The 16255-nt window shown below is 66.1% G+C and carries 17 protein-coding genes; 1 reads left to right on the forward strand and 16 read right to left on the reverse strand.

Features of this window, described 5'->3' with window-relative positions; genetic code table 11:
- Positions 1-3 precede the first annotated feature (3 nt).
- From NJ4_RS01435 to NJ4_RS26290, 3 genes are all read right to left on the reverse strand, one after another.
- Positions 4-1158, reverse strand: a complete 1155-nt coding sequence (locus tag NJ4_RS01435) for a restriction endonuclease subunit S domain-containing protein (protein WP_067429039.1) — start codon at positions 1156-1158, stop codon at positions 4-6.
- Positions 1155-2636 (reverse strand): class I SAM-dependent DNA methyltransferase, encoded by a 1482-nt coding sequence (locus tag NJ4_RS01440; RefSeq protein WP_067429042.1) that lies wholly within the window; start codon positions 2634-2636, stop codon positions 1155-1157. The genes NJ4_RS01435 and NJ4_RS01440 overlap by 4 nt, the downstream gene beginning before the upstream one ends.
- Positions 2637-2767: 131 nt before the next feature.
- Positions 2768-3295: a hypothetical protein gene (locus NJ4_RS26290; protein WP_217996713.1), complete on the reverse strand. Its 528-nt coding sequence runs from the start codon at positions 3293-3295 to the stop codon at positions 2768-2770.
- Between the two features lie 272 nt (positions 3296-3567).
- On the opposite strand from NJ4_RS26290, the gene NJ4_RS01450 reads away from it, so the two are divergent.
- A complete protein-coding gene (locus NJ4_RS01450; RefSeq protein WP_067429048.1) occupies positions 3568-3765 on the forward strand; it encodes a hypothetical protein in 198 nt (65 codons plus the stop codon).
- On the opposite strand, the gene NJ4_RS26295 is transcribed toward NJ4_RS01450, so the two are convergent.
- From NJ4_RS26295 to NJ4_RS01515, 13 genes are all read right to left on the reverse strand, one after another.
- Positions 3755-4651, reverse strand: a complete 897-nt coding sequence (locus tag NJ4_RS26295; protein ID WP_217996714.1) for a hypothetical protein — start codon at positions 4649-4651, stop codon at positions 3755-3757. The two genes, NJ4_RS01450 and NJ4_RS26295, sit on opposite strands and share 11 nt — an antisense overlap.
- Positions 4645-5481: a hypothetical protein gene (locus NJ4_RS01460; RefSeq protein WP_067429057.1), complete on the reverse strand. Its 837-nt coding sequence runs from the start codon at positions 5479-5481 to the stop codon at positions 4645-4647. Before NJ4_RS01460 ends, NJ4_RS26295 begins: the two co-directional genes overlap by 7 nt.
- A 22-nt stretch (positions 5482-5503) precedes the next feature.
- The gene (locus NJ4_RS01465) at positions 5504-8728 is read right to left on the reverse strand and encodes a LysM peptidoglycan-binding domain-containing protein (RefSeq protein WP_067429060.1); all 3225 of its coding nucleotides are present in this window, start codon (positions 8726-8728) and stop codon (positions 5504-5506) included.
- Positions 8725-9177: a TadE/TadG family type IV pilus assembly protein gene (locus NJ4_RS01470; protein WP_067429063.1), complete on the reverse strand. Its 453-nt coding sequence runs from the start codon at positions 9175-9177 to the stop codon at positions 8725-8727. The genes NJ4_RS01465 and NJ4_RS01470 overlap by 4 nt, the downstream gene beginning before the upstream one ends.
- The gene (locus NJ4_RS01475; RefSeq protein ID WP_067429065.1) at positions 9174-9626 is read right to left on the reverse strand and encodes a TadE family protein; all 453 of its coding nucleotides are present in this window, start codon (positions 9624-9626) and stop codon (positions 9174-9176) included. The genes NJ4_RS01470 and NJ4_RS01475 overlap by 4 nt, the downstream gene beginning before the upstream one ends.
- Complete coding sequence (locus tag NJ4_RS01480; RefSeq protein ID WP_067429067.1) at positions 9623-10012, reverse strand: TadE family protein; 390 nt, start codon at positions 10010-10012, stop codon at positions 9623-9625. Before NJ4_RS01480 ends, NJ4_RS01475 begins: the two co-directional genes overlap by 4 nt.
- A gap of 6 nt (positions 10013-10018) precedes the next feature.
- A complete protein-coding gene (locus NJ4_RS01485) occupies positions 10019-10222 on the reverse strand; it encodes a hypothetical protein (protein WP_067429070.1) in 204 nt (67 codons plus the stop codon).
- Between the two features lie 65 nt (positions 10223-10287).
- The gene (locus NJ4_RS01490; protein ID WP_067429072.1) at positions 10288-11202 is read right to left on the reverse strand and encodes a type II secretion system F family protein; all 915 of its coding nucleotides are present in this window, start codon (positions 11200-11202) and stop codon (positions 10288-10290) included.
- Positions 11199-12119, reverse strand: a complete 921-nt coding sequence (locus NJ4_RS01495; protein WP_067429077.1) for a type II secretion system F family protein — start codon at positions 12117-12119, stop codon at positions 11199-11201. The genes NJ4_RS01490 and NJ4_RS01495 overlap by 4 nt, the downstream gene beginning before the upstream one ends.
- Complete coding sequence (locus tag NJ4_RS01500; RefSeq protein ID WP_067429085.1) at positions 12116-13804, reverse strand: CpaF family protein; 1689 nt, start codon at positions 13802-13804, stop codon at positions 12116-12118. Before NJ4_RS01500 ends, NJ4_RS01495 begins: the two co-directional genes overlap by 4 nt.
- Entirely contained in the window at positions 13801-14643 is an 843-nt protein-coding gene (locus NJ4_RS01505) for a hypothetical protein (RefSeq protein ID WP_067429088.1), read from the reverse strand. Before NJ4_RS01505 ends, NJ4_RS01500 begins: the two co-directional genes overlap by 4 nt.
- Before the next feature lie 3 nt (positions 14644-14646).
- Positions 14647-15222, reverse strand: coding sequence for an SAF domain-containing protein (locus NJ4_RS01510; protein WP_245644400.1), 576 nt, complete (start codon positions 15220-15222; stop codon positions 14647-14649).
- Between the two features lie 410 nt (positions 15223-15632).
- Positions 15633-16085, reverse strand: a complete 453-nt coding sequence (locus NJ4_RS01515; RefSeq protein WP_067429091.1) for a helix-turn-helix transcriptional regulator — start codon at positions 16083-16085, stop codon at positions 15633-15635.
- Positions 16086-16255 lie beyond the last annotated feature (170 nt).

The raw sequence follows: 16255 nt of genomic DNA on the forward strand, positions 1-16255 counted from the left end.
CAGTCAGAGCTCCCCTCGGAAGGCGCGAGATTGGAGAGAGTTGAAGAGCTCGTCGTCGGCGGAAAGGGCACGCTGTAGTGCGGCGCGCTCCCGGTCGATCTTCTCGATCCGTTCGGCGAAGTCGAGCTGTCGGTCGATGCGCGGCAGCGGTGCCTCATACTCCAAGAGTTTGGCCTTGCCAATGTTTCGCACTCCAGCTGCGCCGCTGGCGGTGTGGCGAATGAATGCGCGCGCATCGGCTGACCGGAGCACGCCCAGGATGAAGCCTTTGGTCACAGGACCGCTTGCAGTTGTCGTCAACCGCCAGACCTTGTCGGGAAGGAAGTAGTCGTCCGGCGCGTCGTCCACTACGGCTGTGGCCCCCAGGAGTTCGAGCGACCCGCTTGCTCGGCCGAACAGGATGTCCCCGCTGCGGAGTCGGTGAGTTTCTGGGGGTGAGTAGTCACGAGGCATTGGCTTGGATTCTGACGGGATAAATGTTCCGCCAGAGATCGCGCTGACTTTGATCACGCGGTTGACGGGGTGCGCGTCCATATCGTCACCCAAGACGTTCTTCCCGCTAATGAAGTCGACACCCATGTCCTTGAGCCGGGTTCGTTCGAGGACGTCGGCGAACATGTCGTTGAAGATCGACTGGGTCAGGGAGTCGAGGTGGGCAAGCACTTGGCGGCGTTTGGCGCGGAGGGTGTCGGCGTGGTCGAGGATCGCGGCGATGCGGCGCTGCTCGGGGAGGGGCGGGAGCAGTACCGGCAGGTTACCGAGCGCCGCCAACGAGATCGCCTTGCGGCGATGGACCGCCCCCTTGCCGAGCTGGGGGTAGAGGGCAAGCGCCCGTGGGCTCTTCAGATATCGGATGAGGAATGCCGGATCGACGCGCGAGTCGTCCGTCCTGAATACCGTGTACATCGGGCTGATCAGTCCGCGTGCGGGCGCGATGCCGATTGAACCTTCGTCGAGGTGAATGGTTGCGTAGGCGAAGTCTCCAGGCTCGACGACCTTGTAGCCCGCAACGTCGCGGCTGAACACCTGCTTCTTGAAGTACTCCAGGCTCGGCACGAACCCCGCGTGTTTGGTTACGGAGTACACCGGCAAGTCCGTCTCGCCCCCAGCCTTGTTCCCGGCAGGACGGACGAGCTCAGCGAGTGGAACGATGGTCACGAGAGCATGGCCTTCAACTCAACCAGCCCCTTGGCGATCTCGTCCTCGAGAGTCTCGATGTCGGCGATGATGTCGAGCGGGGCGCGGTGCTCGATCTCGTCGTACTCGATCTCCTTGTAGCGATTGAGTGAGAGGTCGTAGTCCTGGGCGACGATGTCGGCCTTGGGGACGAGGAACGACTGATCGGTGCGGGCGCGGTCCCTTTCGAGAGAGTCTGGATTCGACAGGCTCAACCAACGATTATCGAGGTCGGGAAGGTCGTTGGCTTCGATCGGGTTGCGCTTGTCGTCGAGGCTGAAACCATCGGCCCGGACGTCGTAGAACCAGACATCGTCGGTGCCGCCCGAGTTCGTCTTGGTGAAGAAGAGAATGGCAGTGGAGACACCGGCGTACGGTCTGAAGACACCGGACGGCAGCTTCACCACGGCGTCGAGTTTCTGGTCCTCGACAAGGATCTTGCGCAGGTCCTTGTGGGCCTTGGATGAGCCGAAGAGCACGCCGTCGGGCACGATGACTGCAGCGCGGCCGCCGGGCTTGAGCAGCTTCAGGAACAGCGCAAGGAAGAGCAGTTCGGTCTTCTTCGTCTTCGCCACCTGGAGCAGGCTCTTGGCGGTCGACTCGTAGTCGAGAGAGCCGGCGAAGGGCGGGTTCGCGAGGATGAGCGAATACTTCTCGGCGTCGCCGGCGGCGCCCTCGGAGAGGGAGTCGCGGTAGCGGATGTCGGGGGACTCGATGCCGTGCAACAGCATGTTCATCGAGCCGATCCGCAGCATGACGTTGTCGAAATCGTAGCCGTGGAACATCGAGTTGTGGAAGTGCGCGCGCTGCGTGGCGTCGGTGAGTGTCGTCGGGTGCTGCTCGCGGACGTATTCACTCGCTGCAACGAGGAATCCTGCCGTGCCGCACGCAGGATCACAGATCTCGTCGTCCGGCTTCGGCGCCGTCATCGCCACCATCAGCTCGATGATGTGGCGTGGTGTGCGGAACTGACCGTTCTGCCCGGCGCTGGCGATCTTGGACAACATGTATTCGTAGAGGTCGCCGTTGGTGTCCCTGTTCTCCATCGGGATGGTGTCGAGCATGTCGACGACCTTGCTCAGCAGTGCCGGGGTCGGGATGGTGAAGCGAGCGTCCTTCATGTGGTCGACGTACGTCGCGTCGTCGCCGCCGACCTGGGTGCCATAGCTCTGGAGGAACGGGAAGACCTCCGTGGCGACGGTTTTGTACATGACCTCGGCGTCGAGGTTCTTGAAGCGGCTCCAGCGCAGGTGTTCCTGGCCCGGCAGGAACTTGGCGTCTTCGATCACTCCACCGGTGATGCGCGCCTTCTTCTCGGCGATCGTCTGGAGGTCGTCGAGGCGGCGCAGAAAGAGCAGATAGGTGATCTGCTCGATGACCTCCAGCGGGTTGCTGATGCCGCCGGTCCAGAAGGCGTTCCAGACGCCGTCGATCTTGCTCTTCAGCTCACCTGTGATCACTCTGTGCACTCTAGTGTCCGGGGCTGGCGTTTGGTCTCGGCATCGAAGGTTCTTCCTGCTGACCGGGCTCTCCAGCGCAGCCGAGCAGGCTCACGCGGACCACCGGCACAATGTTGGGCTCGGGCAGAGTCTCAGAAATCAGACTCGACCCACCGAAACCCGTCCCATGCCCATCCCTTCGCCAGAGGCCGATAGACGTGACCGTCCCAGTAAGAAATGCCATCGGGGGACACCCACAACGGCGTCGGTCTTGACCACCGCTGCTCGATTCCATCCCGTACGTTCGACATGGCGGTGGACACCTTCTGGCCGAAGAACTCCGGCACATGCGATCGGTCGTTCTCCGAGGTGAGCCAGTAGTTCCCAGTCAGTCGACCGTAGTCACTGAAATCCAACGTCGCGTCCCAGTGAGACAATCCGGTGTTGGACGTAACCTCCACGTCAACCCGCATTCCACGAACACGCCACGCCCAAAGCCGTACTGTCCGCGCGCCAGCCTGGGCCACGATGGCGTGAAACACGGCTTGGGGGACAGTGTCAAAAAGTAGCGGGCAACTCATGCGACGCTTCTCCTCCTGCGCCTCCCGCAATCTCGTGCTCAACGCCGCGGCGAAAGCTGCGGCACCGCCAACAAGCAGTGCCCTGTCTACGAAACGCACGATAAGCCGACCTCCTCACGTCGCACGATCGTAATCCTGTCGGTGCTCCGGCGCTGCTTGTCGAGATCCAACGAAGACTGAAGGGAGCTCTGATCGGTGCCACTGAACCACGCGGTCCCGCCGCCGGCGTGGCGATTCGGCCATCATCGGGGGCTTCTCTCAAAGCCGTCTCATAGTGAGCAGGTAGGTCCCCGAGGTGGTTTCCTCATGGTCCGTCTCGGTGAACCCGGCCTTCGCCAGCACACGGCGTCTTCGACTCGGTCATCGTGGTCGTGGACCGGACTGTGCTCGACGGGCAGCTCCAAGACGCGATCCGGCAGATCGGCGACCGGGGCAACATCGTGGCCACGATCAGTCCCGAAGACGTGCGCAAGGCGGGTGCGAAGTCGACCGCGCAGGGTGACGCCTCCAGCCGCTACCAGACCCGCGGTCCGCTTTCCCCCGCTACTCGACTTGTCGTCACTGCGTGAGCACTTGGCCCTCACCGACGCGGATCGGCAACGGGTTCGTGGTGAGGTCGAGCTCGATAATTCCGGATTGCCCGGCGCCGGACCACGCCACTACCCAGTGACTCGTCGCGGTGACTTGATAGGCACCGTCGGGCTGGTCGGTCGACATCATGGCGTAGCGGTGTCCGCAGGTCGGAGACTCCTGCTTGCCGTAGTTGTCGGCGTAGGGCGTGCCGGGGCCTGTGCAGTTCACCTTGGTGCCGTCACCCATGTTCCAGATGACACTGGACACGGTGGCGGTGGCGGTGACCGAGACCGGGCCTTCACTCGCCGATCTCGTGATCGGACCCCAAGTGTTCGCGGTCTGATTGTCAACCCACATCCAAACGGGCAGGCCCACCAGACCGACCCTGTTCGCGCCCGACTCAGGCACGATGCCGATCGTGATCGGGTCAAGGTTCATAGACACAATCGCACGGTTCGCGAGCACGACAGGGTCGATCGTGACCGTCCCGTTCTCGATCCACACCGGTTCCCAGGACGATCCAGGCGGCGGGAAGTAGCAGATGTGCCACCCACCGTCCTTCTTCGTCTCCCCGGGAGGCGGCTGGTCACCTTCCCCGCCTGGGTCCCAGACGGCGCCGACATAGCACCCGTGGGCGCTGCTCCAGGCCGATCCATTCGGACCCGTGCAGGGTATTTCGCTACCGGCATTGGTGCAGGTCGACGACCCGCCAGTATCGGGATCGCCACCCACGGGGTCCGCACCATCATCCGAGCAATCGAGCTCAAACTCACCCGTCTCCGGGTTGTAGACCTCCGAGCACTCGGCATACGCGGCTTGATGGCCCAAAAAGACTACGGCTCCTGTCGCCAGGAGGAGGGCCAGCAGCGCCCGTCTCAGCACGGCTGATCCCATTTGATGTCTGATGTGGACACTTTCCACGCACCTCCGTCGCGGACGAGCGTGTATTCAATTGCAACAGGGTTGCGCAGGGGGTCCCCGTTCGGGTCCGAGTGCTTGATCCTCTTGCCCGCCTTGTTGCGCTCGGTGACACCCGCTCGGTCCTCACAGTCCAGGAAGATGAACTTCGCGTCGCTGCGACGACGCGGCTCGCCGAGAGTGTGGACGTACTGGCCGGTGACCTTGATGTGGTACTGATCCATGTCAGCGACTGTGGCCTGGATCTGGAGGAACTCGTCTCCGGTCGCGACCCTGTTGAGTCGCTTGAACTCGATCGTGGCCGCGCGGTAGAACTCGTCGCGCACGTCTAGGTAGTGGGTCAGCTGTGCTGCGGCCTTCTCCTCGGGGGTCTTCGGAGTGGGCGGCGAACTGGTTGGCGTCAACGAGGTCGCCGTAGGTGTGTCTTGGGCGTCGGAATCGTTGCCGTTGTCCGAGCACCCGGTCAGGGTGAGGGTGAGCGCGAGCACCACTCCCCCTAGTACTGAGTGGTGCTTCCTCATGGGGTGTCTCCTGTCGTGTTGGGCGGCGCCGTGACCGGATCCCTGGCTGACGTCGTTGGCGATGAGTTCGAGGGGCTCTTCGGCTGCGTCGACGAGTTCGTCCATCAAGCCGTTGCCGGCCGGGTAGATTTCGAACCGCTTGTCGGCGTCGTAGAGGGTTCGGATGGTGTCGCGGACGAAGACGGCCCGGGCGACGCGTCGAGCGTCAAGTTCCGGGTGGACGCCGCCGGACGCGATGTAGCGGCCGGTGAGTTCCTGGTTGAACATGGTCATGCGCTGGTGGTCCCTTCCCGAGTCAGCTCGCGAGCCAGCCGTTTGTACGGATGATTGTCTTCGTGCGGTCCGACAGTTCCATGGGTGCGTCGCCGTCGTCGGATCGGTTGTAGACCTCTTCGCGAAGGATCCGCTCGGCTTCGAACTGGTCGCCTTCTGCCTTGGTGACGTGGGCGAGGCACAGCCTTGTGCTCTCTCCGTCGGGGTCGGCCCGGTTGGCGACGTATGCAGCGGAGCGGGCCTTGATCAGGTCGCCGGCGGCGAGCGCTTCGGTGACGACGATGAGGGCGACGTCGGCGATCCAGCCGGGGGCCATCTGGTCGAGGCGGTTGGGCTCGTTGATCATCCATTCCCATCCTTCTTCCCGCTTTTGACTGAACGGCTGGGTCTCGCCAACCAGCTCGAGGGCGGTGCACAGGTCGGCGACGCCTTCAGCGCTGCCCCGGGCCTGGCCCCGCTTGCGTAGCCGGAGGAACAGGTCCAGGTCGATGAGCAGTCCGTCGTCGACCTGGTAGACGTTGACTCCGGTGATCTTTGTGCCGGGCGCGTTGTCTGCGTAGGGCAAGTGGTCCTCACCAGTCTCGGGGTTGATGCCGAGCCAGTCGCGGACGATGGTGGTGTAGTCGCGCACCTTGCCGTCGGAGATGGTGAAGGCCTCGCGGATCTGCTCGCGGGTGGCGCCGTTCTTGCGGTGGAGCGCGAGGTAGGCGAGGAGCTCGGTGAAGTAGGGCTTGCGTTTGGCGAGGGCCTTGCCGTGCGTGCGGGCGTTGACGGGGCCGAGCAGGCTGAGCCGGGGCCGGGCGCAGGTGGACGAGAACCAGTCGGCGATGTCCTGGTCGAGCGTGGGGTCCTTCTCCTCGACCTCGGCCCGGATGTGGGCGGGCACCTTCGGCGCCAGAGCTTCGAGGTCCTCTTGCACGATCGCGCTCTCGCGGATGTAGTCCTCGTCGTCGCCCTCGAGGAGGGAGGACAGTGGCTCGTCGACGGCGTCCGTGGGTGTGTTGCGGGGCAGGGTGTACTCCCGGCGCAAGGCGCCGGATTGGTCGGTGTAGGCCTCCCAGCCGTCGGTGGCGGTCTCGTCGACGGGCGTGTCGACGTATTCCGGGGTCTCGCTCTGCGCGTAGACGAGGGCGCAGCCGCGGGCCTCGTCGCTGGTGAGGCCGACGGCGATGAGGTTGAGGCCGGCGTGCTCGAGGACGACGCGGCCGGTGTTGGTCATGTGCAGGGCGGTTCCGGGGGTGTTGGGGCGTTCGCCGGCGACGACGATGGAGGTGGCGGATTGGCCGGCGTGGTCGTTGACCAACTGGAGCAGTTGCTGGAGTTCGTCCGGGTCGCCCGCGGCGGCGTCGAGGAGCAGCATTCGTGCGGGCCAGGTGTCGTCGTCGACGCTGCCGGTGCGTGCTGTGGAGACGTCGGTGTTGTGTCGGGTGGCTCGGTCGACGGTGGTGACGGCGGCCGCGAGGGTCTCGGCGGTGGCGGGGGTGCCGGCCGAGCCGGTGGGGTGGTAGGCGATCCGGTCGTCCATGACGACGGTTTCCTCTGCGACGCCGATGCAGTCGAGTTGGACGCGGCGTGACCACGGGTTGACGGCCAGTTGGGCGGCGAGGTGGCGGGCGAAGTCGCGGCCGTAGGTGGAGTCGCCGCTGATGGTGAGGGTGGAGAGTTCTTCGCAGTTGAGCAGCCAGGTTTCGCCGGTGTCGCTGGCGCCGATGGTCACCAGGAGCGGGTAGGGCGCCTCAACGTTGTCGGCGTCTGGGCCGAGGTCGGCGGCGGGTGTGTCCGTGCTGAGGTGCCAGTGGGTCTGGTCCGGGGTGCCGACCCAGGGGGCGGGCAGTTCTGCGGGGGCGCTGAGGTGCAGGGTCAGCTCACCGCTGCCGAGCTCTACGGCGGCGACCGGAGGCATAGTCCCGCTGGCGGTGCCGACGGCTGCCGCGAGACGGCGGAGGGCTTCGTGGGTGAACTCCACGGTGGCGGCGGTGGTGGCGCCCGTGGCAGTGAGTGTCATCTCGACGGGTGCGAGCTCGGGCGGAGGGGCGGCGATGGTGCGGCCCGGTGGCCGGTTTCGGAAGCCGGCGCGTCGCCGGGCTTTGAGTGCCATGAGCAGTGCTCCGGACAGCAGCACTCCCCCACCGGTGAGGCCGGCGAGGATCCACGGGGCGTCGAGCACGGAGTCGTCGGACTCGTCGGCCTGGTCGACGTCGGCTGCTGGTGCTGTGATCTCTTCGGCGCGCGGCTCCTGGAGGTCGGGAGCAGTGGTCTCCGGTGCTTGGGCCTCTGGGGTGGGCGGGGTCTGTTTCTCCGGTGGCGGGTCGAGCGGCCGTTGCTCGTCCGCCGGGGCTGCGGCCTTGTCGGGCTGTCCGGTGGGCTCGGCCTGGGTGCCGGGGATGTTGAGCGTCCAGCCGACGTCGATGATGTCGGGGTCGGTGAGTTGGGCACCTCCGGGTTGGGTGATGTGCGTGGAGGCTTCGTAGATCTCCGGCCAGCGGTCGGCGTCATCGAGCTCGGTTTGTGCGATCTCACTGAGCGTGTCGCCGGGCTTCACCGGGTACTGGTGGGCTGGCGCGCCCTTGCCCACTGGTGCGGGCAGCTCCAAGACCCATCCGGGCTCAAGGAAGCTGGGCTCGTTTCCCAATAGTTCGCGGTTGAGATCGTGGATCTGCTTCCACCGTGCCCCGTCGCCGAGTTGGGTATCGGCGATCGACCATAGACTTTCTCTTGGCTGAACGGTGTGGGTGCTCGTCTTCTGGTGTTTGGTGTCCTGCTTCGGGGTGTCTACGGACGCGGCGTGCAAGGTCGGCGTCCCTCGACTGGTGCCGGCCTCCTCTTCGGCCCCAACGGTGGCGGGCCCAGGATCGGCTGATGCGGTGGGGACCTGCGTGACGAGGGGCAGAGCCACGAACAGGAGCGCGGCCAGGCCGATGAGTCCACGGGCGCTGGCTTGTGGGAGGCGGAGTCCGGGGAGTTTGGGTGCCTCTATCTTGCGGAGCCGGGCAACGGCCTCCACGACGAGACTCAGCGTCATGAAGGCCCATCCGAGCCAGCCGACCACCTTGAACAATCCCAGGACGAGCATGCCGTCGTCGGGGACCAGAAGCGAGTCCTTGATCCCGTCGAGGGTGGGCGCTTGCTCGGGGATCGGATTGGCGCCGATCGCGAGGAACACGATGGGGAGCCCGACGACGATGCCGAGCACTGCCACCGTGGCGAGGAATCCGGTGAGTCGCTGGCGGAGCGTGGGAGTATTCATCGCTCGATGCCTCCTTGGGAACGGATGAGCCGTGCGGATGCTTCCCCGGTGACGTGCATGGAGTCCAGGTTGATGATCCCGAGGAACTTGGGGTCGTAGGTGTCGGTGGTGCGGACCACCAGCGTGTCGCCACCGGTGACGGTGACCGTCCCGTTCACGCCGGCGGAGCGGAGGTAGTCCTGGGCGGCTGATTTCGCGGCGGCGATGTCGACCCGGAGGTCCCCTCCACGCACGGCTGTCGAGCCTTGGACCTCTTGGGCTCCGGTGCGGGCGGCCTGAGCTGCGACGCTGCGGGCGTGCTGTTGGGTGTGGACCTTGCCGCCGAGGTCGACGGTCATGCCAACGAGGATGGTCATCACCAGCGATGCCGTGGCGAACCAGACGGTGATGGAGCCGCGTTCGTCGCGCGTCCGCTGGCGGAGCCGGGGGTGCGCCTGGGGGCGGTTCATCGGCGTTCCCGGTAGGCGTCGACGGGGCTGGAGGCGGTCGCGGTGATGACCCGGTGCCCGGGCACGCCGGGCAGGGTCAGGTCGGAGAGGTCGACGTTGCAGGTCACGGTGGCGGTGACGTGGCCGGTGGTGCCCAGTGGGGCATCGAACGCGGCCGCGTTGACCGTGACGTTGGTGGTCGTGCAGTTGACGTCTTGGTCGTAGAGGCTGCTCGTTGCTGCGGTCTTACCGGAGTTGATCGCCTCGCCCTGGGTGCGTTCGATCGAGGCCGCGCGAGCTGCCTCGTAAGCGGCCGCTTCGACCGACTGTTTGGCTACCGCAACACGACCACCCAGAATGATCATCGCCACGAACAGTCCGAAGGCCGGGATCCCGATCGCGGCCTCGATGGCCGCTGATCCGTGTTCGTCGCGGTCTCGCGGTCGTAGCTGGTTCGCCGAGGCGCTCATTGGGTGAGCCTCTCGACAGGAACGCTGGCGGTCTGGGTGACGGTGACGTGCCAGCCGGGGATCACGCTGAGGCTCTTGCCGCTCACCGTGACGCTCGCGGTCGTCGTCGTCCGGGAGCCGGAGACGCTGGTCGAGGTCATCACGTCGGACCCGCCGGCGTCGGTGAGGAAGGTGTTGGCTGTCTCGACCCCGGCATCGCGGGTGCCGGTCTCGCTGCCTGCCTCGCGCGCGCCCTCTTGTGCGGCCGCGAGCGCAACTTCGCGCGCGTGGTAGTACAACGCCCCCTGGAGGCCAACGAACATCACCAGGAAGAGCGCTGGCATCAGGAAGACCATCTGGATGGTCACTGAGCCGCGCTCGTCGCGGAGGCGAGGGTTGGCGATCATCTGGTCCTACTTGATCTTCGCGGACTCGCTGGTCACGAAGAACTTGATGGCGGCCACGACGATGCCGACGATGACGATCACGGCACCGGCCCAGATGACCTGCTCGATGGTGACCGAGCCGCGCTCGTCGCGGTGCTTGTCGATCCGGTCTTCCAGGGCGGTGAGCACGGTGAGTGCCGCCATCTGGAGAGTGATGAAGAGCTTGAGCATCGGCTTTGCTTCCTTTCTTGTGGTGGGTTCGGGTGACCCGGTTGTTTGGGGTCGGTGTTAGGTCGTTAGGTCGTGAATCGGAGCATCGAGGGGGCGATGAGGATCGCCATGAAGACGACGCCGAGGAGGCTGGCGGGGATGTACATGCGCTCGGATGCGGCGTTGGCCTTGCCGACTTCGGCGCTGAGCATCGCCGCGCGGAGCGCTGCGGCGCGGGCACGGAGGTTGGCGTAGATCTGGGATCCGTCCTGCCCGGACTGCTGCATGATGTCGGCGAGGTCGTCGAGCTCGGTGACTCCGAGTTCGTCGGCAAGGTCGTGGAGGGAGTCCCAGGGTGCGCGGGTCATGTAGCTGGCGCGGCGAAGCTCACTCTCGATTCGCTTGAACACCCAGGTGTCGCCCACCTCGGCTGCGGTGCGCAGGGCCTGCTGGCCGCTGGCCCCGTCGCGGACACCTGTGGCGACCATGTCGATGTAGGCACCGAGTGCACGGTTGAATTCGATGCGGGCCTTCTTCGCGTCGTCTATGGCGTTGTAGTTCGGCATGAACCAGAACAGCGTGGCCAGGGCCAGCGAACCGAAGGTGGGGATGACGAACGGGAGCGGCAGTCCGATGAGGGCGAAGAACGCGGCCAGCAGCGGAGGCATCACCAGGCCGAGCAGTGCCCAGACGACCTTCTGCCCATAGAACCGGGTCTCGCTGATCTGCAAGATGGCGAGGTCTCTGCGTGGCGTGCGTGCCCAGGCACCTCCGGGGAGGTTCTTCAGTGCCCATACGCCGACCCGGTCTACCAGCGAGCCTGACTCAGTGTCCTCGGCGCCTGAGGCCCCGGCGCCGTGACGTGGGACGACGTGGTCGGGTGAGAGTCGGTCCAGTGCGTCGACCAGGTCCGGGTCGGAGGGCGCGACTCTCCAGACCAGGAGGGCAACGGCCATGCCGAGGAGTGTGCCGCTGGCGAGGGCGAGCTGGAGCCCGGTCATGCCGTTGCTCCTTCGTTTCTGTTCTGCCGATGTGTGTTGCGCGCTTGGAGGTCAAGGAATCGCGGGAGGGGCTTGGCGACCGCCATCCGGCGCATCATCAGCAGTGTTGCGACGTAGGCGGCGAGGAGGATCGTGAGGATGACCTGTCCCAGCGGGGTGCCGTAGGGCTCGATGTAGTCACCGGTGAACGCGAGCAGGCCGAGGACGCCGAGGGTGATGGCCGTGACGGTGCGTGCGGTGGTGCGTGGCTTGGCTTGATCGGCCTCGATCTGGCGGCGTGCTCGCACGTCGGCGGCGACGGTCTCGGCGAGTGCGTCGAGGGCCTTGGCGAGGCCGGCCTGCCCGCGACCGCTGGCGGCAAGGATGAGCTGGCTGGCGACGACGTCGCCGGTGGAGTCATTGATGTCCTCGGCGAAGGCGCGCAGCACGTCTTCGGTGGTGACGTCGGTGCCGGAGCTGTTCCACAGCCGTGACACCAGCAACCCAACCTCGGTTGCGATCGGCGCGGGGACCGACTGCAGTGACTTGATGAGTGCCGAGCGCAGAGACTGGCCGGCCGTCAGCTTGCCGGCAAGCGAACGCGTCCACTCCTCGAGCGCCTCTAGTTTCTCGATGCTCGCCGCAGCCGGCGGCGACGAAAGCAGCACCGGGATACCGATGATGGCTGCCGGGACAAGCACAATGGCGATCACCCACCCGGTGACCAGTGCGATCAGCAGGCCGGTCGCGGTGCCGGCGGCGATGAGCTTGCGGGTTCGTGGCTTCATCTGGTCGAGGCGGCTGCTCAACTGCCCGAACGAGGCGAAGCCGCGTGCAGGGCCGGGCGGCTTGGGTGGTGCCGGTCGCAGGGCGTAGACCATACCGATCAGGCCGGCGACAACCAGGGCGCCGCAGACGGCGGGCACGAGCGGGTTCATGGCGTGGCCACCCCCTCGTAGGCCTTGGCCTCTGTCGTGTAGGCCTCAAGGTCGAGTCCGTGGCGGACCAACTCGTGGGCGAGGTGATTGTCCAACTTGCCGGTCGCGATGGCCTGCCCTGCCCGGTTGGGGGCGAAGACTGGAGCGGTCGCGTAGCCCCTGACGGCGTCGGCGCTCGGGTCGACGACCAGGACCTCCTCGACCCAGCGCCGTTTCCGGGAGGTTCCGTCACCGTTGTCGCTCACTTCGGCGCGCAGGTACACCACGACGTCGATGGCGGCGGCGAGCTTGCTGATCGCGAGTTCGCGGGTGACCTGAGGGCCCTTCTCCATGGCACAAGACACGAGCTTCTCGATGGTGTGGTCCGCGCTGCGCGCATGGGTGGTGCAGATGGAGCCCGGTCCGGACTCCATGGCCTTGAGCATGTCCCACACCTCGGGTCCACGGACCTCACCGACGATCTGGCGGGCGAGGGTGAACCGGAAGGAGTCGTGGAGGGCCTCTTCGAGGGTGAATTCCCCGGCTCGGCGGCCGTCGATGCCGACCTCGCCGGAGCCTGGCCGGTGCTCCCAGGCGTGCACGATGTGGTGCCGGTCGCGCAGCTCGTGCAGGTGCAGCTCGAATTCGGATTCGAAGGTGCCGATCATTTCCCAGGGCGGGATGCATGAGCACAGGGCTCGGACCCAGGTGGTCTTGCCGCTGCCCTGGACCCCGGAGACGACGATGCTTTTGCCGGCGCGGACGCAGGCGGCGAGGAAGCCGGCCAGGACGGGTCCGCAGGCCTTGTGGTCGTTGACCATCTCGTCCAGGGAGACCTCGCGCAGGCCGTGGCGTCGGATGACGACCGAGGTGTCGGCGGTGACCCATGAGGCGGCGGCCAGGCGGGCACCGCCGGGAAGTCGGAGGTGGAGGCTTGGCCTGGCTTCGGTGAAGGGTCGGTTCTGACGTGAACCGAGGTCGGCCAGGAACTCGCGCAACTCGTCTTCGGAATCGGCGATGGGAGGGACCTCAACCAGCGTGCCATCGGTGAGTTCCAGCCGCACCCAGCAGTCGGGGCCGGAGGCGATGATGATGATGTTCTCGACATCGCTCCTGTCGACGAGCGGCTGGAGTCGGCCCAGGCCGAACAGGGCTGCCCGGAGGGCCGTCTTGAGTGCCTTCTCTTCCTGAGGTGGCCACGGACGGCGGCCTGTGGAGACGAGGTTCTCGGCCTCGGTCTGGATCAGATCCTCGATGACCTGGATACCCAGCTGCTCACGGCCCTCGTCGGTGATCCGTCCGCCCTCTTTGTCTAGGCGTGCGGTCAGCCGTGAGGAGACCTCGGCGCGGTACTGGGCAACCAGATCCCAGTCCAGGTCTACCTCGTGGTTTTGATCGTGGTCTGGGTGGTCGGCGTGCGAGTCATTGACGGGGTCGACGCCGACCAGGGGGCGCAGGGAGAACTCGGAACGAGCGCGTCCCGGTCGCGTCTCCTCGTTGGCCCAGGCACCGCCGAAGATCGGTAGCGAGGTCGGGTCGTCGTCGGCAGGCATCGGATTGGTGCGCGGTGGCACGTTCGGTTCGTTGTTGGTGGCGCGGCTGCGGGCGAAGGGCGAACGCGTGTCGCGCTGGGAGGCGTGTCTCGCGGCGAGCCACTCGTCGGCGCTGAGCGGTTCGCGATCGGGGTGGTGTCCGTTGGTGCTCACGTGCGTCCTCCGATCGTGGGAGCGAGCGAGGCTTGGTTGGCGGCGAGGATCGAGCCGATGGATGCGGCGGCGGCCCGGTAGCTGCGCAGCAGACTGGAGGATTCGAACTTGCGGGGCTTGCGTGCACCGTGGGAGTAGACCTCGGCCACCTCGGGGTCCCAGTCGATCGAGGCCACGACGGGGATCTGGAGGGCCTTGGCGACCTGACGGGCGGTGTAGGGCCTGACTCGCGGAACGACTGCCGGCACCGTCGGCCAGCGTCCGTCCTCGTCGACGAGTAGGGCACCCAGCCGGGGCAGGCCGGCCACGGTGACGAATTGTTCGCGCAATGCCGTGGCCCAGGATCTGGCGCCAGCCAGGGCCGGCAGTGAGTTCCGCGTGACGAGCAGGGTCAGATCAGAGGCCGCGATCAGCGGCTGGGGCCCGCCCACAAGGCCGAGGCGGCCGGCGTCGACGATGACGTCTTGGCCGTTGCGGTCCAGTGCCCGCAGTTGCTCGGCAAGGGGCTCCCACAGCGGGACCATGCTGGGGGCTTGTTCGTGGGAACGGATGCCGGGCAGAAACCACGGTGCTCGTTCTGGCGGCGCTGCTGCGTCGAGGATCAGAGTCTCCCGCGGCAGGGCCTCAGCCAGGGCTCCGTCCCGGTGCGCCAGGGCCAGGTTGATCAGACCGCCGGTGGGTTCCTGTGCGCCGCGGAAGTAGCCGGCGAAGACACCCGATGCTCCGTCAGGCGCAGCATCGACCAAGAGAGCGGGCCGGGGCCAGTTCAGGGTGAATGCGAGCGCCGCGGTGGAGGCGCCAGGTGATCCACTCGCGGATGCCAGGACAATCAGCGCCACAGCTCAGCGCTCCCGGGCATCGAGCACGAGCGCAACACGTCCAGTTGCCGCGCGAGCTGCCAGATCGGCCGAGTCCCCCACCGGGACCGAGACGTTGACGACGGTCTCCCCGGTCTCCGCCACTCGACTAACACCAACCACGGTGGCGTCGATCGTGACCGGCTCCTCGTCGCCGATCTCGCCCTGATTACCGGGGGTGGTGACGATCCGGACGCTGTCGCCGGAATACAGGGGCTCCGAGGGCATCTGTGCCGGGGTGAGACTGATGCCGACCAGGGATTCTCCCTCTCCCGGCACCAGTGTCTCTGCGACCTGCTGCTCGGACAGCAGCGTGCCTGCCCACAGGTCGACGGCTGCTCGGCTGCCTTCGATACTTGACCTCTGGTCGCCGCTGATCGGTGTGAGCGCCGGGTCGACACTAACGCGCACAACCGAGATGTCTCCCGCCTCGATGACGTCGCCACGTGTGATGTCGCGGGAGACGACGAGGACTTCCTGAGTGTCGTTGAGCGAGGTGTAGGCGAAGGCTGCCCCCAGCGCTCCAGCGGCAACCAGGACCGCGCACAGTGCGAACAGCAACGGCCGGCGACGTTGCTTTGCCCTGGCGGTTACCTTCGGGGCAGATGGCGCGATCGGTGGGGGCGGTGGTCCGCCCGCCTGCGGGTATGGGGTGGTGTCCAGCGACATCAGCCGAGTCCTCTCGTCTCTCGATCACCTACGTATTCACGTGGGCCGGAGCGATCACCTCGCTCACAAGTCGATAGAACAACACTAGTGCTGTTTGACCACCTATTAAGTTATCCACAAGTGCCGGATTCCGAGATGTCATCGCCCGAGTCCTTCGTCCGAGAGTGGCCGCGGCCCGCTCCCCCGATGGAACTGAGCTCTGACGCGTACCGAACGCTAGGGATCTATAGCACCACAAACGTCCAGTTTCTGCCTGACGCAGTTCTTTCCCTGTGGAGAAAGATCAACGTGGGTAAAGGTCCTCAGATGTTCGGGTTGGCCCGGATTTCCCTGAGTCGCTGCGCTTCGCGGAAGCCGGCCACGACAACGCTGACTGGTTCGTCGACTGCCTTCGCCAGGGATTCGATGATCACGATGCTCGGGAGTCGGGTCCATTGACCGGCTTCCCAGCGAAGGTAGGTCGGCATCGAAAGGTTGGTGCGTGAGGCCAGTTGCGGCCCGGTGAGCCCGGCCTTGAGTCGCAGCCCCCTAAGATCGGGGATGTCGCCCTCGAAGTGGATCAGTCTGAGGGCAGGGATCCGCAGGGTGCGTGCCAGCTTGACCAGGAAGTCCGGCCGGGGCTCGGACATGCCGAGTTCCCAGCGCGACACCCGTTCCCCGCCGGCTGCGCCGATGAGTCGCGCGAGCTCGTGCTGGGTCAGGCCCGCCTTCTCGCGGGCTGAGCGCAGCGCTGAAGGATCGACTCCGGTACTCATCGCCGCCCAACACTAGCGATCCGTGCCGAGACGTTGCGACGAGAGGCTCCGCTCGCCATCGAACGCACACCGATGCCAGCGAGCCTGGCGCCCGCGTACGAGTTGCGACGTCGACGAGTGACCAGGTGTGAGGGCGGGCACGGGCACCGCGCGACAGGCGGTCTGGGGAC

It is taken from the genome of Nocardioides jensenii JCM 1364 = NBRC 14755 (assembly GCF_001552535.1).
GTDB classification, from domain to species: domain Bacteria; phylum Actinomycetota; class Actinomycetes; order Propionibacteriales; family Nocardioidaceae; genus Nocardioides; species Nocardioides jensenii.